Source organism: Pseudomonas paralactis (genome assembly GCF_001439735.1).
In the GTDB taxonomy this organism is placed as follows: Bacteria; Pseudomonadota; Gammaproteobacteria; order Pseudomonadales; family Pseudomonadaceae; genus Aquipseudomonas; species Aquipseudomonas paralactis.
Genome location: NZ_JYLN01000006.1, coordinates 378,368 through 401,346, shown reverse-complemented (window position 1 = coordinate 401,346; position 22,979 = coordinate 378,368). Strand labels below are relative to the sequence as shown.

Annotated in this window: 22 protein-coding genes; 8 read left to right on the top strand and 14 right to left on the bottom strand. The window is 59.2% G+C overall.

What is annotated here, in order from left to right:
• Nucleotides 1–373 precede the first annotated feature (373 nt).
• The 9 genes from msrQ to mrcB form a co-directional block, all read right to left on the bottom strand.
• The gene (msrQ, locus tag TX23_RS18000) at nucleotides 374–994 is read right to left on the bottom strand and encodes a protein-methionine-sulfoxide reductase heme-binding subunit MsrQ (protein ID WP_057703344.1); all 621 of its coding nucleotides are present in this window, start codon (nucleotides 992–994) and stop codon (nucleotides 374–376) included.
• A complete protein-coding gene (gene msrP, locus TX23_RS17995) occupies nucleotides 994–2,007 on the bottom strand; it encodes a protein-methionine-sulfoxide reductase catalytic subunit MsrP (RefSeq protein ID WP_057703343.1) in 1,014 nt (337 codons plus the stop codon). The genes msrQ and msrP overlap by 1 nt, the downstream gene beginning before the upstream one ends.
• A gap of 63 nt (nucleotides 2,008–2,070) precedes the next feature.
• Entirely contained in the window at nucleotides 2,071–2,928 is an 858-nt protein-coding gene (gene pssA, locus TX23_RS17990) for a CDP-diacylglycerol--serine O-phosphatidyltransferase (protein ID WP_005791399.1), read from the bottom strand.
• Between the two features lie 145 nt (nucleotides 2,929–3,073).
• Entirely contained in the window at nucleotides 3,074–4,090 is a 1,017-nt protein-coding gene (gene ilvC / locus TX23_RS17985; RefSeq protein WP_057703342.1) for a ketol-acid reductoisomerase, read from the bottom strand.
• A gap of 47 nt (nucleotides 4,091–4,137) precedes the next feature.
• Nucleotides 4,138–4,629 carry an acetolactate synthase small subunit gene (gene ilvN, locus TX23_RS17980; RefSeq protein ID WP_003176102.1) on the bottom strand — a complete coding sequence of 164 codons (492 nt, stop codon included), beginning with the start codon at nucleotides 4,627–4,629 and terminating at the stop codon, nucleotides 4,138–4,140.
• Between the two features lie 2 nt (nucleotides 4,630–4,631).
• Entirely contained in the window at nucleotides 4,632–6,356 is a 1,725-nt protein-coding gene (locus TX23_RS17975; protein ID WP_057703354.1) for an acetolactate synthase 3 large subunit, read from the bottom strand.
• Nucleotides 6,357–6,787: 431 nt separating this feature from the next.
• Nucleotides 6,788–7,117: a YqcC family protein gene (locus TX23_RS17970; RefSeq protein WP_005791409.1), complete on the bottom strand. Its 330-nt coding sequence runs from the start codon at nucleotides 7,115–7,117 to the stop codon at nucleotides 6,788–6,790.
• Nucleotides 7,117–7,851 (bottom strand): tetratricopeptide repeat protein, encoded by a 735-nt coding sequence (locus tag TX23_RS17965; protein WP_057703341.1) that lies wholly within the window; start codon nucleotides 7,849–7,851, stop codon nucleotides 7,117–7,119. Before TX23_RS17965 ends, TX23_RS17970 begins: the two co-directional genes overlap by 1 nt.
• Nucleotides 7,852–7,867: 16 nt before the next feature.
• The gene (gene mrcB / locus TX23_RS17960; RefSeq protein WP_057703340.1) at nucleotides 7,868–10,192 is read right to left on the bottom strand and encodes a penicillin-binding protein 1B; all 2,325 of its coding nucleotides are present in this window, start codon (nucleotides 10,190–10,192) and stop codon (nucleotides 7,868–7,870) included.
• 118 nt (nucleotides 10,193–10,310) lie between these two features.
• Here mrcB and TX23_RS17955 point away from each other — a divergent pair, with 118 nt between their 5' ends.
• The 3 genes from TX23_RS17955 to TX23_RS17945 all read left to right on the top strand — a co-directional run bounded on the left by TX23_RS17955 (nucleotide 10,311) and on the right by TX23_RS17945 (nucleotide 12,777).
• Entirely contained in the window at nucleotides 10,311–11,867 is a 1,557-nt protein-coding gene (locus tag TX23_RS17955) for a bifunctional aminoglycoside phosphotransferase/ATP-binding protein (protein ID WP_057703339.1), read from the top strand.
• A gap of 90 nt (nucleotides 11,868–11,957) precedes the next feature.
• Nucleotides 11,958–12,302: a pentapeptide repeat-containing protein gene (locus tag TX23_RS17950; protein ID WP_057703338.1), complete on the top strand. Its 345-nt coding sequence runs from the start codon at nucleotides 11,958–11,960 to the stop codon at nucleotides 12,300–12,302.
• 202 nt (nucleotides 12,303–12,504) lie between these two features.
• On the top strand, nucleotides 12,505–12,777 hold the full coding sequence (locus TX23_RS17945) for a TfoX/Sxy family protein (protein WP_005791418.1): 273 nt from the start codon (nucleotides 12,505–12,507) through the stop codon (nucleotides 12,775–12,777).
• Between the two features lie 241 nt (nucleotides 12,778–13,018).
• On the opposite strand, the gene TX23_RS17940 is transcribed toward TX23_RS17945, so the two are convergent.
• Genes TX23_RS17940 through TX23_RS17930 form a run of 3 tightly spaced genes read right to left on the bottom strand, consistent with a single transcriptional unit; the run spans nucleotide 13,019 to nucleotide 15,698 of the window.
• Nucleotides 13,019–13,786, bottom strand: a complete 768-nt coding sequence (locus TX23_RS17940; protein WP_057703337.1) for a heme ABC transporter ATP-binding protein — start codon at nucleotides 13,784–13,786, stop codon at nucleotides 13,019–13,021.
• Complete coding sequence (locus TX23_RS17935) at nucleotides 13,786–14,823, bottom strand: FecCD family ABC transporter permease (RefSeq protein ID WP_057703336.1); 1,038 nt, start codon at nucleotides 14,821–14,823, stop codon at nucleotides 13,786–13,788. Before TX23_RS17935 ends, TX23_RS17940 begins: the two co-directional genes overlap by 1 nt.
• Nucleotides 14,820–15,698: a heme/hemin ABC transporter substrate-binding protein gene (locus tag TX23_RS17930; protein WP_057703335.1), complete on the bottom strand. Its 879-nt coding sequence runs from the start codon at nucleotides 15,696–15,698 to the stop codon at nucleotides 14,820–14,822. The genes TX23_RS17935 and TX23_RS17930 overlap by 4 nt, the downstream gene beginning before the upstream one ends.
• 156 nt (nucleotides 15,699–15,854) lie before the next feature.
• On the opposite strand from TX23_RS17930, the gene TX23_RS17925 reads away from it, so the two are divergent.
• Entirely contained in the window at nucleotides 15,855–16,172 is a 318-nt protein-coding gene (locus tag TX23_RS17925; RefSeq protein ID WP_057703334.1) for a Rieske (2Fe-2S) protein, read from the top strand.
• Here the strand turns inward: TX23_RS17925 and sfsA are convergent.
• Nucleotides 16,169–16,882: a DNA/RNA nuclease SfsA gene (gene sfsA / locus TX23_RS17920; RefSeq protein ID WP_057703333.1), complete on the bottom strand. Its 714-nt coding sequence runs from the start codon at nucleotides 16,880–16,882 to the stop codon at nucleotides 16,169–16,171. The genes TX23_RS17925 and sfsA overlap by 4 nt on opposite strands.
• Nucleotides 16,882–18,054, bottom strand: a complete 1,173-nt coding sequence (locus tag TX23_RS17915) for a pyridoxal phosphate-dependent aminotransferase (protein ID WP_057703332.1) — start codon at nucleotides 18,052–18,054, stop codon at nucleotides 16,882–16,884. Before TX23_RS17915 ends, sfsA begins: the two co-directional genes overlap by 1 nt.
• 319 nt (nucleotides 18,055–18,373) lie before the next feature.
• Between TX23_RS17915 and dksA the strand changes: the two genes are divergently transcribed.
• The 4 genes from dksA (at nucleotide 18,374) to TX23_RS17895 (ending at nucleotide 22,964) form a co-directional block, all read left to right on the top strand.
• Complete coding sequence (dksA, locus tag TX23_RS17910; protein WP_057703331.1) at nucleotides 18,374–18,817, top strand: RNA polymerase-binding protein DksA; 444 nt, start codon at nucleotides 18,374–18,376, stop codon at nucleotides 18,815–18,817.
• Nucleotides 18,818–18,899: 82 nt separating this feature from the next.
• Complete coding sequence (gene gluQRS, locus TX23_RS17905) at nucleotides 18,900–19,787, top strand: tRNA glutamyl-Q(34) synthetase GluQRS (RefSeq protein WP_057703330.1); 888 nt, start codon at nucleotides 18,900–18,902, stop codon at nucleotides 19,785–19,787.
• A 62-nt stretch (nucleotides 19,788–19,849) separates the two neighbouring features.
• The gene (locus TX23_RS27855) at nucleotides 19,850–20,026 is read left to right on the top strand and encodes a hypothetical protein (RefSeq protein WP_003176118.1); all 177 of its coding nucleotides are present in this window, start codon (nucleotides 19,850–19,852) and stop codon (nucleotides 20,024–20,026) included.
• Complete coding sequence (locus TX23_RS17895; protein WP_167346941.1) at nucleotides 20,010–22,964, top strand: sensor histidine kinase; 2,955 nt, start codon at nucleotides 20,010–20,012, stop codon at nucleotides 22,962–22,964. The genes TX23_RS27855 and TX23_RS17895 overlap by 17 nt, the downstream gene beginning before the upstream one ends.
• Nucleotides 22,965–22,979 lie beyond the last annotated feature (15 nt).

The window sequence follows — 22,979 nt, the reverse complement described above, 5'->3', positions numbered from 1 at the left end:
CTCCACAAGCACCCACACGAATTGCTTGATTCAGTTGTTAAAGAGCGGTTGGTTAAGATCTTTCGTCTCAACCGAGGCGCGCATTCTACAGCAGCCTCATTTGCTGTCAAGTGATTATTTTCAGAAGCTTTCGAAGATTTCTTCAACAACTTCAACCACTTGCGCTTAAGATCTCTCCGAAGCGGGAGGCGAATTCTACAGCGTTACACGCTGCTGTCAACACCTCTTTTTCAACTTCCTTTTGGCTTCGATGAACTGAAGCAACCCACTGCCGAAAACTGCGTAACTCATTGTTTAAAAAGGAGTTTTAAGTTTCGACTGCGCCGAAAGTGGGGCGAATTATAGGCTCCCAGAATCTGCCGTCAAGGGTTAATTACACTTTTGTTGCAGAAGGCGTTTTTTTAGCAATAAGGCGAGGGATTCGGCGCATCACCGGCGGCACCCGCAACAGCAGCAGCAGCGCACCAATGGAAGCATAGACAGCCCACTCTTTCAGATCTGCCCGAACTATCCAGAGCATGTGCAGCAAGCCCAGCCCCAGAATCACATAGACCAAGCGATGCAACTTCTTCCAACGACTACCCAGCCGTCGCTGGCTGTAGCGATTGGATGTGACGGCCAGCACCAATAAAGCAAGAAACCCCAACGCCCCCACAATTATGTAAGGCCGCTTGCGCAGCTCTACGCCGAGCTGGGACCAATCGAGCCCAAGGACGAACACGCAATATGCCGCCAAATGCAACACCACATAGGCAAAGCACCACAACCCCAGTTGCCGCCGTACCGCTATCCACCCCGCCCAACCGCTCAACTTCTGCAGCGGCGTCATCCCAAGCGTTATCAGCAGCAGGATCAAAGTACCCAGCCCCAGGCGATCGACCAGCACTTTGCCCGGATCAGGCCCCAGGGCAAAACTCCAAGCCTCATATAGCCAGAGCAAGGGCCAAACCGCCGCAGCGATAAAGACCCCAATGCGCCAGATTGGAAAACGCATCAGTAGTTCTTCCGTAGGTCGAGGCCTGTATATAGAGAGGCGACCTCTTCCGAGTAGCCATTGAACATCTGCGTATCGCGCACGTTCGGGCTGAACAGGCCGCTGGGTAGACGTCGCTCCCGCGCCTGAGTCCATCGTGGATGATCGACCGTGGGGTTCACGTTTGCATAGAACCCATACTCATCTGCCGCAATGCTTTGCCAGGTGGTTTTCGGCTGCTCGCTGACAAGACTGATCCGCACGATGGATTTGACACTTTTGAAGCCGTACTTCCACGGCACCACCAAGCGCAACGGCGCACCATTCTGGTTAGGCAGCTCGCGTCCATACATGCCCACGGCGAGGATCGCCAGCGGGTTCATCGCCTCATCCAGACGCAGCCCTTCTACATAAGGCCAGTCGATCAAACCGAAACTGGAGCGCTGCCCTGGCATGCTCTTCGGATCCTGGAGGGTTTCGAAACGGATGTACTTCGCCTTAGAGGTAGGTTCAACCTGCTTGAGCAAGGCCGAGATCGGGAAACCGATCCACGGAATCACCATCGACCAGGCTTCAACACAGCGCAGTCGATAGATCCGCTCTTCCAGCTCATAAGGCTTCATGAAGTCTTCCAAGGCATAACGCCCAGGCTTGGCTACCTCACCATCAATCACAACACTCCACGGCTCGGTCTTGAGCGAACCTGCATTCGCCGCCGGGTCGCCCTTGTCGGTACCGAACTCATAGAAATTGTTGTAGTGGGTTGCGTCCTTGAACGGCGTGATCGCCTCGTCTTTGACCGTCACCGCCTGCCATTTCGTACCAGCAAGCTTCTCGGCAAACCAGTTGGGCGCCCTGCCCGCTTCGACATCGGCATAACGCGCTGCATCTTGCGCACTGGCCCAACGCGGCAAGCTACTGGCGGCAATGCCGGCCAGCGCACCGCCGAGCAAGCTGCGACGAGACAAATAGAGGGATTCAGGCGTGACATCCGACTCGTGGCAATCGGACGCTTTGGGTAGTTTGATTAACATGGCAACTCCGCAGCATTGGAGAACTGATGCACCAATAGACTGCGGAGTATGGGGGAAATTACATTAAGGCAATGTTTTGTCCCGGCGCAGATGCAGCAAATACTGAATCGGACCAGAAGCGGCGTAAACCAGGAACGCCAGCAGCAGAATCCGCGGCGGATCGCTGAACACCACTGCGAACACCAGCACTACCACAAGGATCGCCACGAAAGGCACGCGGCCTTTGAGATCCAGTTCCTTGAAGCTGTTGTACTTGATATTGCTGACCATCAGCATCCCGGCCGCTGCAACCATCAACGCTACCAGGAACGACATCTTCGACCCCTGGATGCCGTAATCACTGAACGCCCAGACGATACCTGCAACGACGCCAGCTGCTGCCGGGCTGGCAAGCCCGATGAAGTAACGCTTGTCGGCAGTGCCCACCTGCGTATTGAAACGTGCCAGTCGCAACGCGGCACCTGCGACATAGATAAAGGCAACCATCCAGCCAACCTTGCCCATGTCACCCAATGCCCAGGCAAATGCCAGCAATGCGGGGGCAACACCGAAGGCGACCATGTCCGACAGCGAGTCGTACTCGGCGCCGAAAGCGCTTTGAGTATTGGTCATACGCGCCACGCGCCCATCCAGGCCGTCGAGCACCATGGCCACGAAAATGGCGATAGCAGCAAAACCGAAGTATTTGCTGGCACTCGCCGCATCACCTGCCGCCAGCGCACTCTGGGCACTCATGGAGTTGATGATGGAATAGAAGCCGGCAAACAGGTTTGCCGTGGTAAACAGGTTGGGCAGCAGATAGATGCCACGATGCCGGACCTTGCGGCCTTCGGCGTCATGCCCTTCTTCGACATGTTCATCGATCGGCAGCATGCTTTCGGCGTCGGAAGCCTGATTTGGCTCTTCGGGACGTTCGCTCATGGACTTTACCTTGCAACGGTGTGAAAAAAATTCGACAGATACTTGCGGCGAGTGTTCGCCCGCAAACGATGCAGCTTTATACCAGAACCAACCCCTCAAACGAAAAAACGCGGCCTAAGCCGCGTTTTCCCTTGATGTGTACGACTTAGTTCTTGGCTTTGTCGACGATCTTGTTGGCACCGATCCACGGCATCATGGAGCGCAGTTGCTCGCCGATGACTTCGATACCGTGAGCGGCGTTGTTACGACGCTTGGCGGTCATCGAAGGGTAGCCGGTAGCGCCTTCGCTGATGAACATTTTGGCGTATTCGCCGTCCTGAATACGTTTCAGGGCGTTGCGCATGGCCTGACGGGACTCGGCGTTGATCACTTCCGGACCGGTCACGTACTCGCCGTACTCGGCGTTGTTGGAGATCGAGTAGTTCATGTTGGCGATACCGCCTTCGTACATGAGGTCAACGATCAGCTTGAGTTCGTGCAGGCATTCGAAGTAGGCCATTTCCGGCGCGTAGCCAGCTTCAACCAGGGTTTCGAAACCAGCTTTTACCAGCTCAACGGTACCGCCGCACAGAACAGCTTGCTCGCCGAACAGGTCGGTTTCGGTCTCGTCCTTGAACGTGGTTTCGATGATGCCGGTACGACCGCCACCCACGCCAGCAGCGTAGGACAGGGCTACGTTCTTGGCGTTGCCCGACGCGTCCTGGTAGATCGCGATCAGGTCAGGGATACCGCCGCCTTTGACGAACTCGGAACGCACGGTGTGGCCCGGTGCTTTCGGCGCGATCATGATCACGTCGAGGTCAGCGCGCGGCACAACCTGGTTGTAGTGAATCGCGAAGCCGTGGGAGAAGGCCAGGGTGGCGCCCTTCTTGATGTTCGGCTCGATTTCGTTCTTGTACAGCGAGGACTGGAACTCGTCCGGGGTCAGAATCATGACCAGGTCGGCAGCCGCGACAGCAGAAGCAACGTCAGTCACTTTCAGGCCATGGGCTTCAGCCTTGGCGACAGTGGGCGAGCCTTTACGCAGGCCAACGGTGACGTCAACGCCGGAGTCTTTCAGGTTGCACGCTTGAGCGTGGCCCTGGGAACCGTAGCCGATGATGGCGACTTTCTTGCCCTGGATGATCGACAGGTCACAATCTTTATCGTAATAAACTTTCATGAGGTTCCTCTATATATCCAGGCCGTAAGGCCATTCGCTAATTTGGGTTAGATGCTGAGTACTTTGTCGCCACGGGCAATCCCGGTGACACCACTGCGTACGGTTTCCAGAATCGAGGCCGTCCCGATCGACTGGATGAAGCTGTCCAGCTTGTCGCTTGTACCGGTCAGTTGAACGGTATAAACGCTGGCGCTCACATCGACGATCTGCCCGCGATAAATATCGGTAGTGCGCTTGATCTCGGCACGCTGGGCGCCTGTGGCCTTGACCTTGACCAGCATCAGTTCGCGCTCGATGTGGGCGCTTTCCGACAGGTCGACCAGCTTGACCACTTCGATCAGCTTGTTGAGGTTCTTGGTGATCTGCTCGATCACCTCATCGTGGCCTACGGTGGTCAACGTCAGGCGCGACAGGGTCGGGTCTTCGGTCGGGGCCACGGTCAGGCTTTCAATGTTGTAGTTGCGTTGCGAAAACAGGCCGACAACACGGGACAAGGCGCCGGGTTCGTTCTCCAGAAGCAGGGAGATAATATGCCGCATGATTAAGTACGCTCCGTCTTGTTCAGCCACATGTCGCGCATAGAGCCGTCTTTGATTTGCATCGGATAGACGTGCTCGCTGGTATCGACCTGAATATCGATGAACACCAGACGGTCCTTCATGGCAAACGCTTCTTCCATCTTCGGCTTCAGATCTTTCAAATCAGTGATGCGAACGCCGACGTGGCCATAGGCTTCAACCAACTTGATGAAATCCGGCAACGATTCCATGTAGGAATGGGAGTGACGGCTACCGTAGCTCATGTCCTGCCATTGACGAACCATGCCGAGCACGCCGTTGTTCAAGCAGACGATCTTCACCGGAAGACCGTATTGCAGGCACGTCGACAGTTCCTGGATGTTCATCTGGATGCTGCCTTCGCCGGTGACGCAGGCAACGTCGGCATCCGGGAAGCTCAGTTTCACACCCATGGCCGCAGGGAAACCAAAGCCCATCGTGCCCAGGCCACCGGAGTTGATCCAGCGGTTAGGCTTGTCGAACTTGTAGTACTGCGCCGCGAACATCTGGTGCTGGCCCACGTCGGAGGTCACAAAGGCGTCGCCCTTGGTCACTTCGCACAGGGTTTCGATCACGGTTTGTGGCTTGATGATGCTGCCGTCACCCTTGTCATAAGGGAACAGGCCGCGATCACCGCGCCATTCGTCAATCTGCTTCCACCAGCTGGCAACGGATTCCTTGTTCGGCGCCTCGCCAATGTCCTTGAGCGCGGCAACCATCTCGGTCAGCACGCTTTCCACCGGCCCAACAATCGGCACATCGGCCTTGATGGTCTTGGAGATGGACGCCGGGTCGATGTCGATATGGATGATCTTGGCATTCGGGCAGAATTTGCTCGCACCGTTGATCACACGGTCATCGAACCGCGCGCCCACGGCCAGGATCACGTCAGCGTGGTGCATGGTCAGGTTGGCGGTGTAGCTGCCGTGCATGCCGAGCATACCGACGAACTGGCGGTCCGTACCCGGGAATGCGCCGAGGCCCATCAGGGTGTTGGTCACCGGCAGGTTGAGCAGCTTGGCCAGCTCGGTCAGTGGCGCGGAACCGCCGCCCAGAATCACGCCACCGCCGGAGTACAACACGGGGCGCTTGGCCGCCAGGAGCATTTCTGCTGCCTTGCGGATCTGCCCCGAGTGCCCACGGACGGCCGGGCTGTAGGAACGCAGCTTGGCTTTCTTGGGAAAAACGTATTCGAATTTTTCGGCCGGGTTGGTCATGTCTTTCGGGATATCGACCACCACAGGGCCCGGGCGACCGGACTGGGCGAGGTAGAACGCCTTTTTCATGACTTCCGGGATTTCCGACGCGTGCTTGATCATGAAGCTGTGTTTCACGATCGGGCGGGAAATACCGATCATGTCGGTTTCCTGGAAAGCGTCGGTGCCGACCATGGTGCTAGGCACCTGGCCAGAGATGATCACCATCGGGATGGAATCCATATACGCAGTCGCGATGCCGGTAATGGCATTGGTTGCGCCTGGGCCGGACGTTACCAGCACCACGCCGGCTTTACCGGTGGCACGGGCGTAACCGTCAGCCATATGGGTCGCGGCCTGTTCGTGGCGAACCAGGATGTGGGTAACAGCCGGTTCCTTGAACAGTGCGTCGTAGACATGCAGCAGAGCACCGCCTGGGTACCCGTAGATATAGTCGACGCCTTCGTCACGCAAAAAGCGGACGAGCATCTCACCGCCAGATAAAAGCTCCACGTTGTTCACCTCTAAAACGCCAGAATACCGTCCGTTAAAAACCGACGGGTCTTAATAGGTTTACTTCTCAACAGAGCATGAGCGACGGTGGTCGCCGACTACGTCAGCACTGACTGAGCAAGTATTGGGATCGTCCCAAGTGTTGCGGGCTTTTCCCACCCAGCGCGAGGTAACGCGTTGCGGGTGTTACAGGTCGGCGCGGATGTGCGCCTCATGATCTGCTGAGCGGGCCTGCTTCTGGCAGTCCCGATACAGCGGACTTTGGATTCTTCTGTTTCAGGCCCTTCAAGTCAAGCAATAATTGCGCTTTTTTCCAACTAAGCGCATGTGAACGTAGAAGAAAGGGCTGTGATGAGGGATAAAACTCGCCTGAATGTCGTCAAGCGGTAGAAATGTGCGCAAGACTGCCGGAAAACCCGGCAGTCAGGCAATTAACGAGCGTCGACGATCAATTGGTCGAACTTTTTCAGCGCGTTACGCAAGCCAAGGCTCTGTAACGGTCGGTCGGCATAGACCATTTCGGCCATTTCCAGGATCCCCGACGCATTCGGTAATGGCAGGTCCTGTTCCAGAATCTGCTTCATGCGCACCAGGAAGATCCATTGCAGCCACTGGTGGAAGTCCAGGGTATCGACTGAAAAGGGTTCGACACTGCTGAGCGCTTCAGCACCCGGCGACTCTTCGTCCCACCAGCCCTGCACGCGCAGCTCTCGCTCGATCAGCAATAACTGTTCGGCAATCGCGGGAAAACGCGCATCCATCAGAGGCTGACCTTGGCTTTTTGTCGCGCCTGGGCGGCACCTGCAGCATCACCCTGAGCGGCACGCGCATCACCGATCAAGGCCCACAGGCTGGCTTGCAGGTCTGGCCGGCCATTGGCCAGGCTCAAGCCGCGGCGAGCGAATTGTTCCGCCTGTGGCGCATCGCCCTGAGCCATGCGCACCTGGGCCAGGCGATACAGCACTTGTGGCTCGCGAGGCGCCACGCGCTGGGCACGTTCAAGGCTCGACGAGGCGCCATTCAGATCGCCACCCGCTTGCTGCTGTTGTGCGGTGGTCAGCAGCGCCAGCACCGGGCCATCGAGCTGTTCGTCAGCCGACAACCCGCCGGAATTGGACGATGACGGAATACCGCTCGGCGTCGAAGGCATGTTGTAGGTGCCCTGATTGACCGGTGCAGTTTGAATCGGTGTGGAGTTCACCGGCCCGGACGTACTTGGGCCTGGGGTCCATGGCTCGGCACTGATAGGCGCCGAGGTCGCAGCACCACTGCCGGGCACCATCACCACCACGCCGGAATCCTGGGGAATTGCCTGGGTTGCAGCTTGGGCAGGCCGTTTGACCACGGTCTGGCGGAAGCCACCATTGGCCGAAATGCGGTCGTTATTGGAGACGGACGTGCTTGAGTCCACCACCGGGATGGAGCCGCGCTGCACGCTGGAGCAACCGCCGAGCAAAGCCAGAGCCGTAATGGCTGGAATCCACAACTTGTTCACTTGAAACCCTCTTTGCTTAATTCATCCAGCCCTTGACCCAATCCATCACCGAATCCGCATCAGCAGGGGCACTGCCACCGCACGCGGCGCCGGGTGGTGGTTCGCTGCCGCGAATATACGGCATCTGCACCGCGCCCGGACAGTTGGCATCCGAGCCTTGGCCCGTGTGCGGATCAATCCAGGCCTGCACGATGTTGTCCGGCTGCGGCATGTTGAGCGGCAACGGGTCAGCTTTACGCATAAAACTGGTCCACACCTGCAGCGCGCCGGTCGCGCCGGTAAACGGTGTCTTGCCGTTATCGTCACGCCCCAGCCACACCACCGCCAATACATCCTGGCCGAACCCTGCAAACCAACTGTCACGCGAGTCGTTACTGGTACCGGTCTTGCCTGCCAGCGTCAGGTTCGACGGCAGCACGCTGTAGACCGAGCGCCCCGTACCCTCACGCATCACGCGCTGCATGGCGTTCTGGATCAGGTAGATAGAACCCGCATCGAAACGCTGCTGGATCTGGAACGGGTAGCGCTTGAGCGGTTCGCCTTCGGCGGTCAGCACACTGCGGATCCCGCGCATCGGCGTATTGAAACCACCGTTGGCGAGGGTCTGGTACATGGTCGCCACTTCCATCGGGGTCATGGCCGCAGCGCCCAGAAGCATGGATGGGAATGCCGGGAACTCACGTTCCACCCCCAGTCGCGCTATGGTTTTCAGCACATTCGGCACGCCGACTTCAAGCCCCAGGCGTGAGGTCGAAATATTGTAGGAATGCGCCAGCCCCTGATACAGAAACACCGTACCGTGGGAGCGGCGATCGAAGTTCTTGGGCGTCCATACCTGGCCATTCGCGCCCTTGACCGACAACGGGTCATCCGACAGCCAACTGGTCAGCGTGTACTTGCTGGGCTTTTCCAACGCACTCAGATAGACCGCCGGCTTGACCAGCGAGCCAATCGGCCGCACGGCGTCCAGTGCCCGGTTGAAGCCGGCGAAACTGGCCTGACGGCTGCCGATCATGGCCTGGACTTCACCGGTTTCCGGGTTGGTCACCACCATGGCGGCTTCGACTTCATCCGAGCCTTTACGGCCGGTCAGACGCTTGAAGGTGTCGTTGACCGACGCCTCGGCCTTCATCTGCAGGATCGGGTCGAAGCTGGTGAAAATCCGCAAGCCCTCTTCGGTCAAGTCTTCGTCACGGTAGTCTTCACGCAACTGGCGCTTGACCAGATCGATAAAGCCGGGGAATGAGCTATCCGCCAACTTGCCGCGAGTGGTCACACCCAGCGGCATTTTTTTCGCAGCGGCCACCTGCTCAGCCGTGGCGACGCCCTGCTGTTCCAGTACATCGAGGACCAGGTTGCGACGCTCAAGCGCCCGCTCCGGGTTGCGACGCGGGTTGTAATAGGACGGCCCCTTGACCATCCCCACCAGCAACGCGACCTGATGCAACTTCAACTCGGACAACGGTTGCCCAAAGAAGAACTGGCTGGCCAAACCGAAACCGTGCACCGCGCGCTGGCCATCCTGACCGACGAATACCTCGTTGAGGTACGCCTCAAGGATTTCCTGCTTGCTGTAATGCAGCTCCAGCAACATCGCCATCATGGCTTCGGTGAGTTTGCGGGTGAGGCTGCGCTCGTTGGTCAGGTAGAAGTTCTTGACCAGCTGCTGCGTGAGCGTACTGCCGCCCTGGGTCATCTTGCCGCCAGAGGTGTTGACCCAGACAGCGCGGGCAATCGACTTCGGCGAGACGCCCCAGTGGCTGTAGAAATCGCGGTCTTCGACCGCCACCAGGGTTTCCAGCAAATAAGGCGGTACCTGATCAAGCTTGATCAGGATGCGATCTTCAAGGTTTTTCGGATAAATACCGCCGATCATCAACGGTTCCAGGCGCACTACCGGCAGCTTGGAGCCATTGAGCGAGGACAGTTCAGCCACATAGTCGCCGGAGAAACGCACGCGCACCGGCTGGGCTTTTTCCAGGCCTTCGTAGAACTGGAAGCCACGGGTATTGAGGTCGACGGTGTTACCGCTGACGGCTGCGGCGCCGGGGCCATTGCTCACAGGTTCGCGGCGATAGCCCAGTGCGTCGAGCTCGGTAAGGAAGTCTTCTTTGCTCAGCTTCTGGCCGGAGAACAGTTCCAGCGGGCGTGCATACACCTTGGCCGGAATCGTCCAGCGCTTGCCGGAGAATTTTTCCTGCACCACGGCATCGAGGTACACCGCAAAGCCGGCGACCACTACAAGGCCAACCAGGCCCAGCTTGAGCGCCCAGCCCAACCAGGGGCGCAAGCTGCGGGAAGGAGGTTTTTTACGGGAACGGGGAGATCGGGTTCGAGTCATGGCGGCGGATTATACGCACTTTATTGATGATCAACATGAGCCGGACAGCGGTTTGCACGACTGGCATCAGCAGCCATAATGGCCGCCATGATTTCTCCCAGACTTTGAAGGATCGCCCGTGAGCCAGTCCCTGATCGCTGCCCTGCAAAACCCGGCTTTGTACCCTCATCCGGTTGAAGCGTTTCAAGTCATCGAGACCCATATTTCCTGGGTGGTACTGACAGGTCCTTATGCTTATAAATTGAAGAAACCGATGAACTTCGGATTTCTGGATTTCACCGACCTGGAAAAACGCGGCCACTTCTGCAATGAGGAGCTGCGTCTGAACCAGCGCTTGACCAAAGACTTGTATCTTGAAGTGTTGCCGATTACCGGCACTGCCGACGTGCCGCAGTTGGGCGGCGACGGCCCGGTGATCGAGTACGCGCTGAAAATGCGCCAGTTCCCGCAAAGCCAGATGCTTAGCACCCTGCAAGCCAACGGCGAACTGACCAATGGCCACATCGACGAGATGGCCAGGCAGATTGCGCACTTTCACCTCACCGCGCCCAAAGTCCCGCAGGAGCACCCGGCCGGCACGCCCGATGAAGTCATGGCGCCGGTACGCCAGAACTTCGACCAGATTCGCCCATTCCTCAGCGACAAAGCCGACCTGACGCAACTTGAGGCCTTGCAAGCCTGGGCCGAAAGCAGCTTCGAGCGCCTCAAACCGCTGCTGGAGCAACGCAAGCTCAATGGTTTCACTCGCGAATGCCACGGTGATATCCACTTGGGCAATGCCACCCTGATTGACGGCCACGTCGTGATCTTCGACTGCATCGAGTTCAACGAGCCTTTCCGCTTTACCGATGTGTACGCCGATACCGCCTTCCTCGCCATGGACCTTGAAGACCGTGGGCTCAAGTCCCTGGCGCGCCGCTTCATCAGCCAGTACCTGGAACTGACCGGCGACTATCAAGGCCTGGAGGTGCTGAATTTCTATAAAGCCTACCGTGCGCTGGTACGTGCAAAGGTTGCGCTGTTCAGCATGCCGAGCGAGGCAAGCCCGGTGCAGCGCGCCACTACCCTGCGCCAGTACCGCAACTACGCCAACCTCGCGGAAAGCTACAGCACCATCCCGTCGCGCTTTTTGGCAATCACCCATGGTGTTTCGGCGGTGGGCAAGAGCCATGTTGCCATGCGCCTGGTCGAAGCCCTGGGCGCCGTACGCCTGCGTTCGGATGTGGAGCGCAAGCGCCTGTTTGGCGAGCAACAGATCGAAAACACGCCACAGGCCGGCATCTACAATCAGGACGCGAGCACTGCGACTTACGCACGTCTGAATGAAATTGCCGAGACCGTACTGCGCGCCGGTTACCCGGTGGTGCTGGATGCAACCTTCTTGAAACAGGCACAACGTGACGCGGCAGCCCAGATCGCCGAAGCCACCGGTGCGCCATTCCTGATCCTCGATTGCAACGCACCTCAAGCGGTTATTACCAGTTGGCTGGCACAACGTCAGGCGGATCTAAACGATCCGTCCGACGCAACGCTGAGCGTTATCCAAGAGCAGCAAGCCAGTCGTGAGCCGCTGACGGCGCAAGAGCTGCTGTTGAGCAAGCGCGTGGAGACCAATGAAAGCGGGACTCTCGATGCGTTGGTCGCGCAGATTCGCCAGCGCCTGCCGGGCCTGTAAGAAATATTTCTTGGTCGTGTCGCCTACATTCGCGCACGACCGAACAATAGAGCCACTATAATGACATCACCCCCAACAGGAGTCGCTATCGTGAGTCAGCCCAAGCTTCTTGATACCCCGCTCTATGCGCTCCTGCACAAGGACGACATCCGAGGCTTCAACCAGCAGCGCCCTCAAGACGGCCCCATCGACATGCGCGGTGGCGACTTCCGAGGGCTGGACCTGCGAGACCTGAACGCCGCAGGTGTTGACTTCACCGACGCCTATTTTCGCTCTGCCGACTTGCGCGGCCTGGACTTACGCGACTGCTCGCTGGAAGGCGCCAGCCTGGCTCACGCGCAGATTTCCGGCACTTACTTCCCACCCGAGCTCACGGCTGACGAGATCCTGATGTCAGTCAACTTCGGCACTCGCCTGCGCTACCGCACCAAGTAACCCCCCTTCTGAGCCCCGGCTTCGCCTAAAGCGAGCCGGGCGTTTCCCGCCTGCCCTTCAGCTAAAGCATCGCCACATTCTTATAAGCTTTTCAGCCGCTCCTGCCCAAAGAACTGCGTTTTTTCTACTGAGCGCTACACTCATTTTCAGGCTGCCTGGTCACGATACCCACCGCACCATTCGGCCGTCGCAAGGAGGCTTGATGAACGATGAGCTGCAACACCTGAAAAACCTCGGCAAGACGTCAGCGCAGTGGCTGCATGCGGTGGGTATCCACAGCGCGTCTGACTTGCGCCGCCTGGGCGCGGTCGATGCTTACCGAGCCGTACGGACTCGCGGCTTCCGAGCTTCGAAAGTCCTGTTGTACGCAATTGAAGGCGCGTTGATGGATGTGCACTGGAACGACCTTCCCTCTGAACGCAAGGAGGCGCTGAACCGCCAGTTGGACGCTCTGTCAGCGCGCCAGAAAAACTAGATCTTCCCTCAAGCCCAATGTTTACCCGTATTACAAACGAGCGTTTGAGAAAATTCGATGAGCTGATAAAACAATAGTTGACTCTCAAATGAGAATCGTTATGATTATCACAACTGGTCGCGAGATCAGCCGATAACTGAAAGACCATTGGTTCGGACTCTCAGATTATCTCCTCATCAGGCTAATCACGGTTATTTGACCCGGCTCTTGCCGGGTCTTTTTTTGCCTGCGAATTACTGACTCAGCGCGCAATGATCAACGGATGCCCACGCTCCGGATGCGGCTGTACCAGCACATCCAGGCCAAACACGGCCTTGAGCGGCTCAGGTTGCAGGACTTTTGCGGGCGTATCCAGGGCATGGGGGCGTCCGCTCTCCAACAGCAGGATCCGGTCGCAGTAACGCGCCGCCAGGTTTAAGTCATGCAGGATCACCAGCACCGCAGCGCCTCTGTCGGCAAAGCGGCGAATCGCCTGCAAGGTGGTGTGCTGGTGCAGGGGATCGAGCATCGACGTTGGCTCGTCCAGCAACAGCGTTTGCCCCGCCTCACCCGGCCATAACTGCGCTAACACCCGCGCCAGGTGCACCCGCTGTCGCTCGCCGCCCGACAGGGCCAGGTAACTGCGACCACTCAGGTGGCCCACATCCGCCGCGTGCAGCGCCGCGCAGATGATTTCATCATCGCGCACTCGCCCGGACTGATGAGGCAAGCGCCCCATGCCCACTACCTCTTCGACACGAAAGGCAAAGTCCAGGGTGGAGGTCTGTGGCAACACCGCCAGGCGCTGGGCACGTTGCGCCCCTCCCAGGCTCTTCAGCTCTTGCTGGTCCAACCAGATCTTGCCCTGATCAGGCAACAACTCTCCGCACAGCGCTCCGAGCAAGGTACTTTTGCCCGCGCCATTGGGGCCCAACACGCCCAGCACTTCACCCGGTACCAGGTCCAGGGTGACATCGGACAACACGGTTTTAGCACCGCGCCGAATCTGCAACGCTTCTACCCGCAGCATCAGGCGCGCCCTCGTAACAATAAATAGAGGAAAAATGGCGCACCGATAAACGCAGTGACAATACCGATCGGCAGTTCCGCCGGCGCCAACGCCAAGCGCGCCACCAGATCAGCAAACAACAGCAGGCTCGCACCTGCCAGCACTGACGCCGGTAACAACACCCGATGATCCGGCCCCGCCAGCAGCCGCACCAGATGTGGCACCACCAAACCGACAAAACCAATCATGCCCGCCGCCGCCACGGCTGCGCCAACACCCAGGGCCGTGCAGAGCACCAACTCACGCTTGAGCCCTTCAACATCAACCCCCAGATGATTGGCCTCCGACTCACCCAGCAACAATGCGTTCAGCGCCTTCGCGCGGCGCGGCAACCACAGCGCCACACCCGCGCTCACCAGCAGCAAGGGCCACAACCGCGAATAGCTCGCGCCATTGAGGCTACCCAGGTTCCAGAACGTCAGGGTGCGCAAGGTGGCATCGTCGGCCAGATAGGTAAACAGCCCCACCGTTGAACTGGCCAGGGCCGTCAGCGCGATACCGGCAAGCAGCATTGTTGCGACATTGGTTTGGCCATTGCGACGTCCCAACCGGTATACCAGTGCGGTAACGCCCAGGCCACCCAGAAATGCGCACAGCGACAACAAATAGGGGCCGAACGCATCCGGCAGCCCACCCAACAACGACCCGCCGACAATCGCCACCGCCGCCCCCAACGCGGCACCGCTGGACACCCCCACCAACCCGGGATCGGCCAGCGGGTTGCGAAACAACCCCTGCATCGCCACACCCGACAACGCAAGCACACCACCGACCGCCAGCCCCAATAGGGTGCGCGGCAGGCGAATCTGCCCCAGGATCAATTCCGCCTGCTCCAGCCCCGCGGCCTCAATCGGCACGCCCACAAGCCTTAATGCGGCCCTGAGCGTATCGATCAATGGCAAGCTGACCGGGCCGAGAGCCAATGAAAGCCAGATCGCCAAGACACACAGCAGCGACAGACCAATAAACAGCGTCTTGGGCTTAAGCAGAGTAGTCATGGAGCCGATTTAGCCTGGGATGGATAAAACCCGGCGGAGAGTTTCACCAGGCTTTCCGGTAACCGCGGCCCCAGGCCACCTACCAGCAAGGTCGGATCCAACTCAAACACGCGCCCACCCTTGGCTGCCGGTGTCGACGCGAGAATCGGGTTTTCCTTGAACAGGGCTGCACGCGCCGCATCACCGGTCAGCGCACGATCGGCAAACACCAATACATCAGGGCTCAACCCCGCCAAAGACTCGACTGAAAAAGGCTTATAACCCGAGTGCGTGGCCAGATTACGCCCGCCTGCCTGCTGCAGTATCCAATCGGCGGCCGTGTCCTTGCCGGCGATCAGCGGCTTGCCGCCAGCATGGCCCAGCAGCAACAGTACGCCCGGAGCCTTTTGCGCCGCCTGGGCCTTGGTCACCCAGTTTTTTTGCTGCTCCAGCGCCTGACCGTATTGGGCAAAGAGCGCATCTGCCTGGGCCTCACTGCCCAGCAGTTTTCCCAAATGTTCAAGGTTGCCTTTCAATGTCGGCAAATCCGGCTGGGCCGAAAACAGCTCAACCTGTACGCCGGCATTGCGAATCTGCGTCAGTACCGGTGGCGGCCCCATTTCTTCTGTGCCCACCAGGATGTGCGGGCGCAGGCTGAGAATGCCTTCAGCCGACAGCTGCCGCTGGTAGCCAATGCTCGGCAACGCCTTGAGCGACTGCGGATGCTGGCTGGTGGTGTCGACCCCGACCAATTTAGATTCGCCACCCAAAGCCGTCACCCATTCCGATAGCGCCCCTCCTGCACTGACCCAGCGTTGTGGCAGTTCAGAGGCTTGTGCCCCGTGGTTGACCAGCAATGAGGCAACAAGCGCAATAGCGCTGGTTCTCAGGCGCATAACAGGGTTTCCTTCCTAGGGCAGGGCCACTCAGGTACTCATCAATGTGACAGAGAACCGCTGCCGAACATCGTAATGAGCACCCAGTCAGCTGACGGGCGAAGCGGGCATTTGATAATTGTTTGCATTTGCACGTCAAGGCACTTAAGGATTGAAATGAAGTTTCTCTGCCCCTCAAGCGACCTCGCACCCAACAGCAGCCGTGGTTTTGATATCGACGGCCACAAACTGCTGGCAGTGCGCCGGGACGGCATTGCCTACTTCTATCGCAACCGCTGCCCCCATCGCGGCATCCCGCTGGAATGGCAGCCCGACAGTTTCCTCGACGCCAGCGCCAGTCTGATCCAATGCGCGACCCATGGCGCTCTGTTCCTGATCGAGAGCGGCGAGTGTATTGCCGGCCCTTGCGCAGGCCAAAGTCTCACCGCCCTGCCCGGCCATGAGGATGAACAAGGCTTGTGGGTAGAACTCTAGTCGCCCAGCAAAACCTTCAGGCGGTGCTCGACGTACATCTCTTGCGGCGTGACCCGCACGCCGTACGCCAACACCTCGACACCCGCGGCCTTGGCCTCGCGTAATGCCGCAGCGTAACCGGCGTCAATTTCCACCGCTGGGCGCACCGCATCAACACCCGATAGACACACGCAATACAGCTGCACCGCCCGCACACCTTCACGCGCCAGGTGAGCCAGTTCACGCAAGTGCTTGGCACCGCGCTGCGTCACCGCATCAGGAAAAGCCGCCACCGACGTTCCATCGAAGCCCAGGGTGACGCTCTTGACCTCAACGAAAGCGGCACCCTGTGGGTAATCCAGGCGAAAGTCGATGCGACTCTTCTCCTGACCGTATGGCACTTCACGCTTGAGCGCCGTAAAGCCCTTGAGTTCAGTGATCACACCAGCCAGCAGCGCCTCTTCCACCAACTGATTGGCTCGCGCGGTGTTGACGCACGCCAGCCGGCCCTGAGGCGTTTCGGCAATTTCCCAGGTGCCTGGCAACTTGCGCTTGGGGTCCGAGGACCGGCTGAACCAGACCTGGCCACCTTCGACCATGCAATTGAGCATCGATCCGGTGTTCGGGCAATGAATGGTGAGCAACTCGCCGGTAACGGTTTCGATATCGGTGAGAAAGCGTTTGTAGCGGCGGATCAGCCGCCCTTCTTCGAGGGGAGGATGAAAGCGCATCAGCCTTGCCAGCTCCGCAGGCCACGAGCGATGCGCTCCACCGCTTCTTGCAGCCGGTCAATATTTTGCGTGTAGGCAAAACGCACATGATGGCCCGCTTGATAACGACCGAAATCCAGCCCGGGTGTAAACGCCACGTGCTCGGTTTCCAGAAAGTGACGGCAGAACGCGAAGGCATCGCCGCCAAACGCGCTGATATCGGCGTACAAGTAGAACGCGCCTTCCGGCTCCACGGCGATGCCGAATCCAAGCTCACGCAAGGCTGGCAGCAAAAAGTCACGACGCCGACCGAATTCGGCTCGACGCTCTTCAAGAATGCTCAGGGTCTGCGGGGTAAAACAGGCCAAGGCAGCGTACTGAGCCATGCTCGGCGCACTGATGTAGAGGTTCTGCGCCAGTTTCTCCAATTCGCTGATCGCAGCGGTAGGCGCTATCAGCCAACCGAGGCGCCAGCCGGTCATCCCGAAATACTTCGAAAAACTATTCAAGACGAAGGCGTCATCGTCGACCTCCAGCACGCTGGCCGCATCAGTGCCGTAGGTGAGACCGTGGTAGATCTCGTCCACCACCAAGTGGCCGTTACGCGCTTTGACTGCACTCGACAAGCCTGCCAGTTCGTCCCGCGTGAGGACTGTGCCGGTAGGATTGGCCGGGGATGCAACCAGCGCGCCCACGCTGTCCTGGTCCCAGTGCCTGGCGACCAGATCGGAGGTCAATTGATAGCGGACCTCAGGGCCCACCGGCACCAGTTGCGCCGCGCCCTCGACCAGTCGCAGAAAGTGTCGATTGCAGGGGTAGCCTGGGTCAGCCAGCAGCCAGTGCTTGCCAGGGTCGACCAGCAAGCTGCTGGCCAATAACAACGCACCGGAGCCACCGGGCGTAATCAAGATACGCTCGGGATCGACGCTCAAACCGTAGCGCTGCTGGTAAAACCCGCTGATCGCCTCACGCAACTCGGGCACCCCACGGGCAGCGGTGTAACGCGTCTTGCCGTTGGCCAGCGCAGCCTGGCCGGCCTGGATGATCGGCTCGGCGGTAGTGAAGTCCGGTTCGCCGATTTCCAGATGAATCACGTCATGGCCGGCAGCCTGCAGCTCATTGGCGCGGGCCAGCAACGCCATGACATGAAAAGGTTCGATGGCGCGACTGCGCGCACTGTAGGGCTGAGCCATTAGCCTTCCTTAACGGTTAGGACAAAATCAGGATTCTACCGAACCCTCGCGTTAAAACATGCTCTATTGCCTGATTGGGGCTGCAAGTGCACCCTGCGCACGCTCGTAAAACAGCTAAAATCAACATTCGAGGCGATACATAACCAGTCATGGCGGGCTGCTGCGGTTTGCAACCCCTTTGCCCTGGAGCTCGACAACCGGGAGTAGCGCACCCTGAATCTATCTGGTAAGTTCGCCCGCTTGCAGCCGCAGGGCCGGCAGGTGTCGGTGACGTTGCAATCCTGCGCAATGGATTAGAAGAGTGAGAGGCGGTCTATTCATGTCCACCCAAGCAAAGCAACAACAATCCTCAGCCCTCAGCGGCTTCACACCCTACGTCGAGACAAAGGGTGAGGAGTATATGAGCGAGTCCATGCGTAAGCATTTCTCCAATATTCTGAAGAAGTGGAAGCAGGACTTGATGCAGGAAGTCGACCGCACGGTTGACCATATGAAGGACGAAGCAGCCAACTTCCCGGACCCGGCAGACCGTGCCAGCCAGGAAGAGGAATTCGCTCTGGAACTGCGTGCCCGTGATCGCGAGCGCAAGTTGATCAAAAAGATCGACAAGACCCTGCAATTGATCGAAGACGAAGAGTATGGCTGGTGCGAATCCTGCGGCGTCGAGATCGGTATTCGCCGCCTTGAAGCCCGCCCGACCGCGGACCTGTGCGTAGACTGCAAGACCTTGGCTGAAATCAAGGAAAAACAGGTCGGCAAGTAACCTTGCCGGTCTGAACAAATGGGGCGTGCAAACGCCCCATTTTTGTTTCTGGCGTTTACCGGTTTTGCAGTAGTATCCGCCCATGACAGCCTCTACCTATATCGGGCGTTTCGCCCCCACGCCCAGCGGCCATTTGCACTTCGGCTCCCTGGTTGCCGCCCTCGCCTCCTACCTCGACGCACGCGCCCACCATGGCCGCTGGTTGATGCGTATGGAAGATCTCGACCCTCCCCGTGAAGAACCCGGCGCCCAGGCAGCGATCCTGCATGCCCTGCAAAGCTACGGCTTTGAATGGGATGGCGAACTGGTCAGGCAGAGCGATCGGCATGACGCCTACGCCAAAGTGCTGAATGACCTGTTCAACCACGGCCTGGCCTACGCCTGTACCTGCTCGCGTAAGCAATTGGAGCCCTACCACGGGATTTACCCAGGCTTGTGCCGCAATGCCGGCCACGAACAGCAGGATGCCGCGATCCGCCTGCGTGTTCCCGAACTGGAATATCACTTTACCGACCGCGTGCAGGGCGAGTTCCGACAGCATCTGGGCCGCGACGCCGGCGACTTCATCATCCGGCGCCGCGACGGTCTCTACGCTTATCAGCTGGCCGTGGTCCTCGACGATGCCTGGCAAGGTGTCACCGATATTGTGCGCGGCGCCGACCTGCTGGACTCCACGCCGCGCCAGCTTTACTTGCAAGAGCTGCTCGGCCTGCGCCAGCCTCGTTACCTGCACGTACCGCTGATTGTGCAGCCGGACGGCAACAAACTGGGCAAGTCCTACCGCTCCCCACCATTGACCGCCGACCAGGCCACGCCTTTGCTGCTCAGAGCCCTGCGCGCCCTCGGCCAGCCAGCCGGTGACGAACTGCTTTACGCAAGCCCACGCGAACTGCTGGATTGGGGCATTGCGCACTGGGACGCTACGCAGATCCCGCGCACACTCACGCTGGCCGAAGCGCAATTGAGTTGAAGGCGCTTGCAGGTTGCCAGCCATCCGTTACCATCGCCGCAGATTTTTAATCAGAGGCCAATATGTACATCTATCGATTGGTCCTGCTGCTGGTCGTCGGGATCTACCTGTTTTCCCCCGCCATCATGGACTGGTGGATCGACGCCACGGGCGCCTGGTACCGCCCTTATCTGCTGTGGCTGATCCTGATCGTTGTGACCTTCATCCTGCAGAGCCAAAAAGATGCCGATGAGCTTTAGCCTCACCCAGATGCTGCTGATCAGCGCCGCCTACCTGGCTGCGTTGTTCGGCGTGGCCTGGATCAGTGAGCGCGGAATGATTCCGCGGGCGATCATTCGCCATCCGCTGACTTACACCTTGTCCCTGGGCGTGTACGCCAGCGCCTGGGCGTTCTACGGAACGGTGGGCCTGGCCTATCAATACGGCTACGGGTTTCTGTCCAGTTACCTGGGGGTGTCCGGTGCGTTCCTGCTGGCGCCGGTGTTGCTGTACCCGATTCTGAAAATTACTCGCACCTACCAGTTATCGTCCCTGGCAGACCTGTTCGCCTTTCGCTTTCGCAGCACCTGGGCCGGTGCGCTGACCACGATTTTCATGCTGATCGGCGTACTGCCATTGCTGGCCCTGCAGATTCAAGCGGTAGCCGATTCCATCAGCATCCTCACCCGCGAACCGGTGCAGCACCGCGTCGCACTGGCGTTTTGCGCACTGATCAGCCTGTTCACGATTTTCTTCGGCTCGCGCCATATTGCTACCCGCGAGAAGCACGAAGGGTTGGTGTTCGCGATTGCCTTTGAGTCGGTCATCAAGCTGATCGCCATTGGCGGCGTTGGCCTGTATGCGCTCTATGGGGTGTTCGACGGCCCGCAACAACTGGAGCTGTGGCTGCTGCAAAACCAGACCGCCCTCGCCGCGCTGCACACGCCCTTGCAGGAAGGCCCCTGGCGCACGCTGCTGTTGGTGTTTTTCGCCTCAGCGATCGTGATGCCGCACATGTACCACATGACCTTCACCGAAAATCTCAACCCACGCTCGCTGGTGAGCGCGAGCTGGGGTTTGCCGCTGTTCCTGTTGCTGATGAGCCTGGCGGTGCCGTTGATCCTGTGGGCCGGCCTGAAACTGGGGGCCACCACCAACCCTGAGTACTTCACCTTGGGTATCGGCATTGCCGCCAACAGCCCGGCGTTGGCACTGCTGGCGTATGTCGGCGGTTTGTCGGCGGCCAGCGGCTTGATCATTGTCACCACGCTGGCGCTATCGGGCATGGCACTCAACCACTTGGTGCTGCCGCTGTACCAGCCGCCGGCTGAGGGCAATATCTACCGCTGGTTGAAATGGACCCGCCGCGCGCTGATCGTCGCGATCATTACCGCAGGCTACGGGTTCTATCTGCTGCTCGGCGCCGGGCAAGACCTGGCCAACCTCGGCATTGTCGCGTTTGTGGCCACCTTGCAGTTCTTGCCGGGGGTGTTGTCGGTGCTGTACTGGCCGACCGCCAACCGCCGTGGGTTTATCGCCGGGCTGCTGGCGGGGATCCTGGTGTGGGTCGTCACCATGCTGCTACCGCTGGTCGGCAACTTGCAGGGCTTCTACATTCCGTTGCTGAACATGATTTACGTGCTCGACGACACCAGCTGGCACATGGCGGCCATTGCCTCGCTGGCCGCCAACGTACTGATGTTTACCCTCATCTCACTGTTCACCAATGCCAGTGCCGAAGAAACCAGCGCCGCCGAAGCCTGCGCAGTGGACAACGTGCGCCGCCCGCAACGCCGCGAACTGCACGCCGCCTCGCCCCAGGAGTTTGCCACGCAGCTGGCCAAGCCACTGGGCGCCAAGGCGGCGCAAAAGGAAGTCGAACAAGCGCTGCGTGACCTCTACCTGCCGTTCGACGAGCGCCGTCCTTATGCCCTGCGCCGCCTGCGTGACCGGATCGAGGCCAACCTCTCCGGCCTGATGGGCCCCAGCGTGTCCCAGGACATGGTCGAAACCTTCCTGCCCTATAAGGCGGGCGGCGAAAACTACGTGACCGAAGACATCCATTTCATCGAAAGCCGGCTGGAGGATTACCACTCACGCCTGACCGGCCTGGCTGCCGAACTCGACGCCTTGCGCCGTTACCACCGCCAGACCTTGCAGGAACTGCCGATGGGCGTCTGCTCCCTGGCCAAGGACCAGGAAATCCTGATGTGGAACAAGGCCATGGAAGAACTCACCGGCATCGCCGCGCAACGGGTGGTGGGCTCGCGGCTCAACACCCTCGCCGATCCGTGGAAAGAACTGCTGCAGGGTTTCATCAACCTGCCCGACGAGCACTTGCACAAGCAGCACCTGGCCCTCGATGGCCAGACTCGCTGGCTCAACCTGCACAAAGCCGCCATCGATGAGCCCCTGGCCCCCGGTAACAGCGGCCTGGTTTTGCTGGTAGAAGACCTCACCGACACGCAGATGCTCGAAGACAAGCTGGTGCATTCCGAGCGCCTGGCCAGTATTGGCCGCCTGGCGGCTGGCGTGGCCCATGAAATCGGCAACCCGATCACCGGTATCGCCTGCCTGGCGCAGAACCTGCGCGAAGAGCGCGAGGAAGACGGTGAAATCACCGAAATCAGCGGGCAAATCCTCGAACAGACCAAGCGGGTGTCCCGCATCGTGCAGTCACTGATGAGCTTCGCCCACTCCGGCGCGCATCAAAATCAGGACGAAGCAGTGTGCCTGGCCGAAGTGGCGCAGGACGCGATTGGGCTTTTGGCCTTGAACCGGCGCAATTTCGAAGTACAGTTCTTTAATTTGTGTGATCCGGACCATTGGGTCGACGGCGACTCACAACGCCTGGCACAGGTATTGATAAACCTGTTGTCCAACGCCCGCGATGCCTCTCCGCCCCACAGTGCGGTACGCGTCAAGAGCGAGGCTTTCGAGCACACGGTCGACCTGATCGTGGAGGACGAAGGCAGCGGCATCCCGCAGAACATCATGGACCGATTATTCGAACCCTTCTTCACCACCAAGGACCCCGGTGAAGGTACCGGTCTGGGCCTTGCACTGGTCTATTCCATCGTTGAAGAGCATTATGGACAAATCACCATCGACAGCCCGGCTGACACACAAAGCCAACGCGGCACCCGTATACGGGTGACCTTGCCGCGTCATGTCGAAGCGACGTCCGCTGTGAACTGAGACCGTCGAGAGAAT

Bases quoted from the DNA above. Each gene is read 5' to 3' on its own strand.
- msrQ (WP_057703344.1), bottom strand. From the start codon at position 994: ATGCGTTTTCCAATCTGGCGCATTGGGGTCTTTATCGCTGCGGCGGTT.
- msrP (WP_057703343.1), bottom strand. From the start codon at position 2,007: ATGTTAATCAAACTACCCAAAGCGTCCGATTGCCACGAGTCGGATGTC.
- pssA (WP_005791399.1), bottom strand. From the start codon at position 2,928: ATGAGCGAACGTCCCGAAGAGCCAAATCAGGCTTCCGACGCCGAAAGC.
- ilvC (WP_057703342.1), bottom strand. From the start codon at position 4,090: ATGAAAGTTTATTACGATAAAGATTGTGACCTGTCGATCATCCAGGGC.
- ilvN (WP_003176102.1), bottom strand. From the start codon at position 4,629: ATGCGGCATATTATCTCCCTGCTTCTGGAGAACGAACCCGGCGCCTTG.
- TX23_RS17970 (WP_005791409.1), bottom strand. From the start codon at position 7,117: ATGGATGCGCGTTTTCCCGCGATTGCCGAACAGTTATTGCTGATCGAG.
- mrcB (WP_057703340.1), bottom strand. From the start codon at position 10,192: ATGACTCGAACCCGATCTCCCCGTTCCCGTAAAAAACCTCCTTCCCGC.
- TX23_RS17945 (WP_005791418.1), top strand. From the start codon at position 12,505: ATGAACGATGAGCTGCAACACCTGAAAAACCTCGGCAAGACGTCAGCG.
- TX23_RS17940 (WP_057703337.1), bottom strand. From the start codon at position 13,786: ATGCTGCGGGTAGAAGCGTTGCAGATTCGGCGCGGTGCTAAAACCGTG.
- TX23_RS17935 (WP_057703336.1), bottom strand. From the start codon at position 14,823: ATGACTACTCTGCTTAAGCCCAAGACGCTGTTTATTGGTCTGTCGCTG.
- TX23_RS17930 (WP_057703335.1), bottom strand. From the start codon at position 15,698: ATGCGCCTGAGAACCAGCGCTATTGCGCTTGTTGCCTCATTGCTGGTC.
- TX23_RS17925 (WP_057703334.1), top strand. From the start codon at position 15,855: ATGAAGTTTCTCTGCCCCTCAAGCGACCTCGCACCCAACAGCAGCCGT.
- sfsA (WP_057703333.1), bottom strand. From the start codon at position 16,882: ATGCGCTTTCATCCTCCCCTCGAAGAAGGGCGGCTGATCCGCCGCTAC.
- TX23_RS17915 (WP_057703332.1), bottom strand. From the start codon at position 18,054: ATGGCTCAGCCCTACAGTGCGCGCAGTCGCGCCATCGAACCTTTTCAT.
- dksA (WP_057703331.1), top strand. From the start codon at position 18,374: ATGTCCACCCAAGCAAAGCAACAACAATCCTCAGCCCTCAGCGGCTTC.
- gluQRS (WP_057703330.1), top strand. From the start codon at position 18,900: ATGACAGCCTCTACCTATATCGGGCGTTTCGCCCCCACGCCCAGCGGC.
- TX23_RS27855 (WP_003176118.1), top strand. From the start codon at position 19,850: ATGTACATCTATCGATTGGTCCTGCTGCTGGTCGTCGGGATCTACCTG.
- TX23_RS17895 (WP_167346941.1), top strand. From the start codon at position 20,010: ATGCCGATGAGCTTTAGCCTCACCCAGATGCTGCTGATCAGCGCCGCC.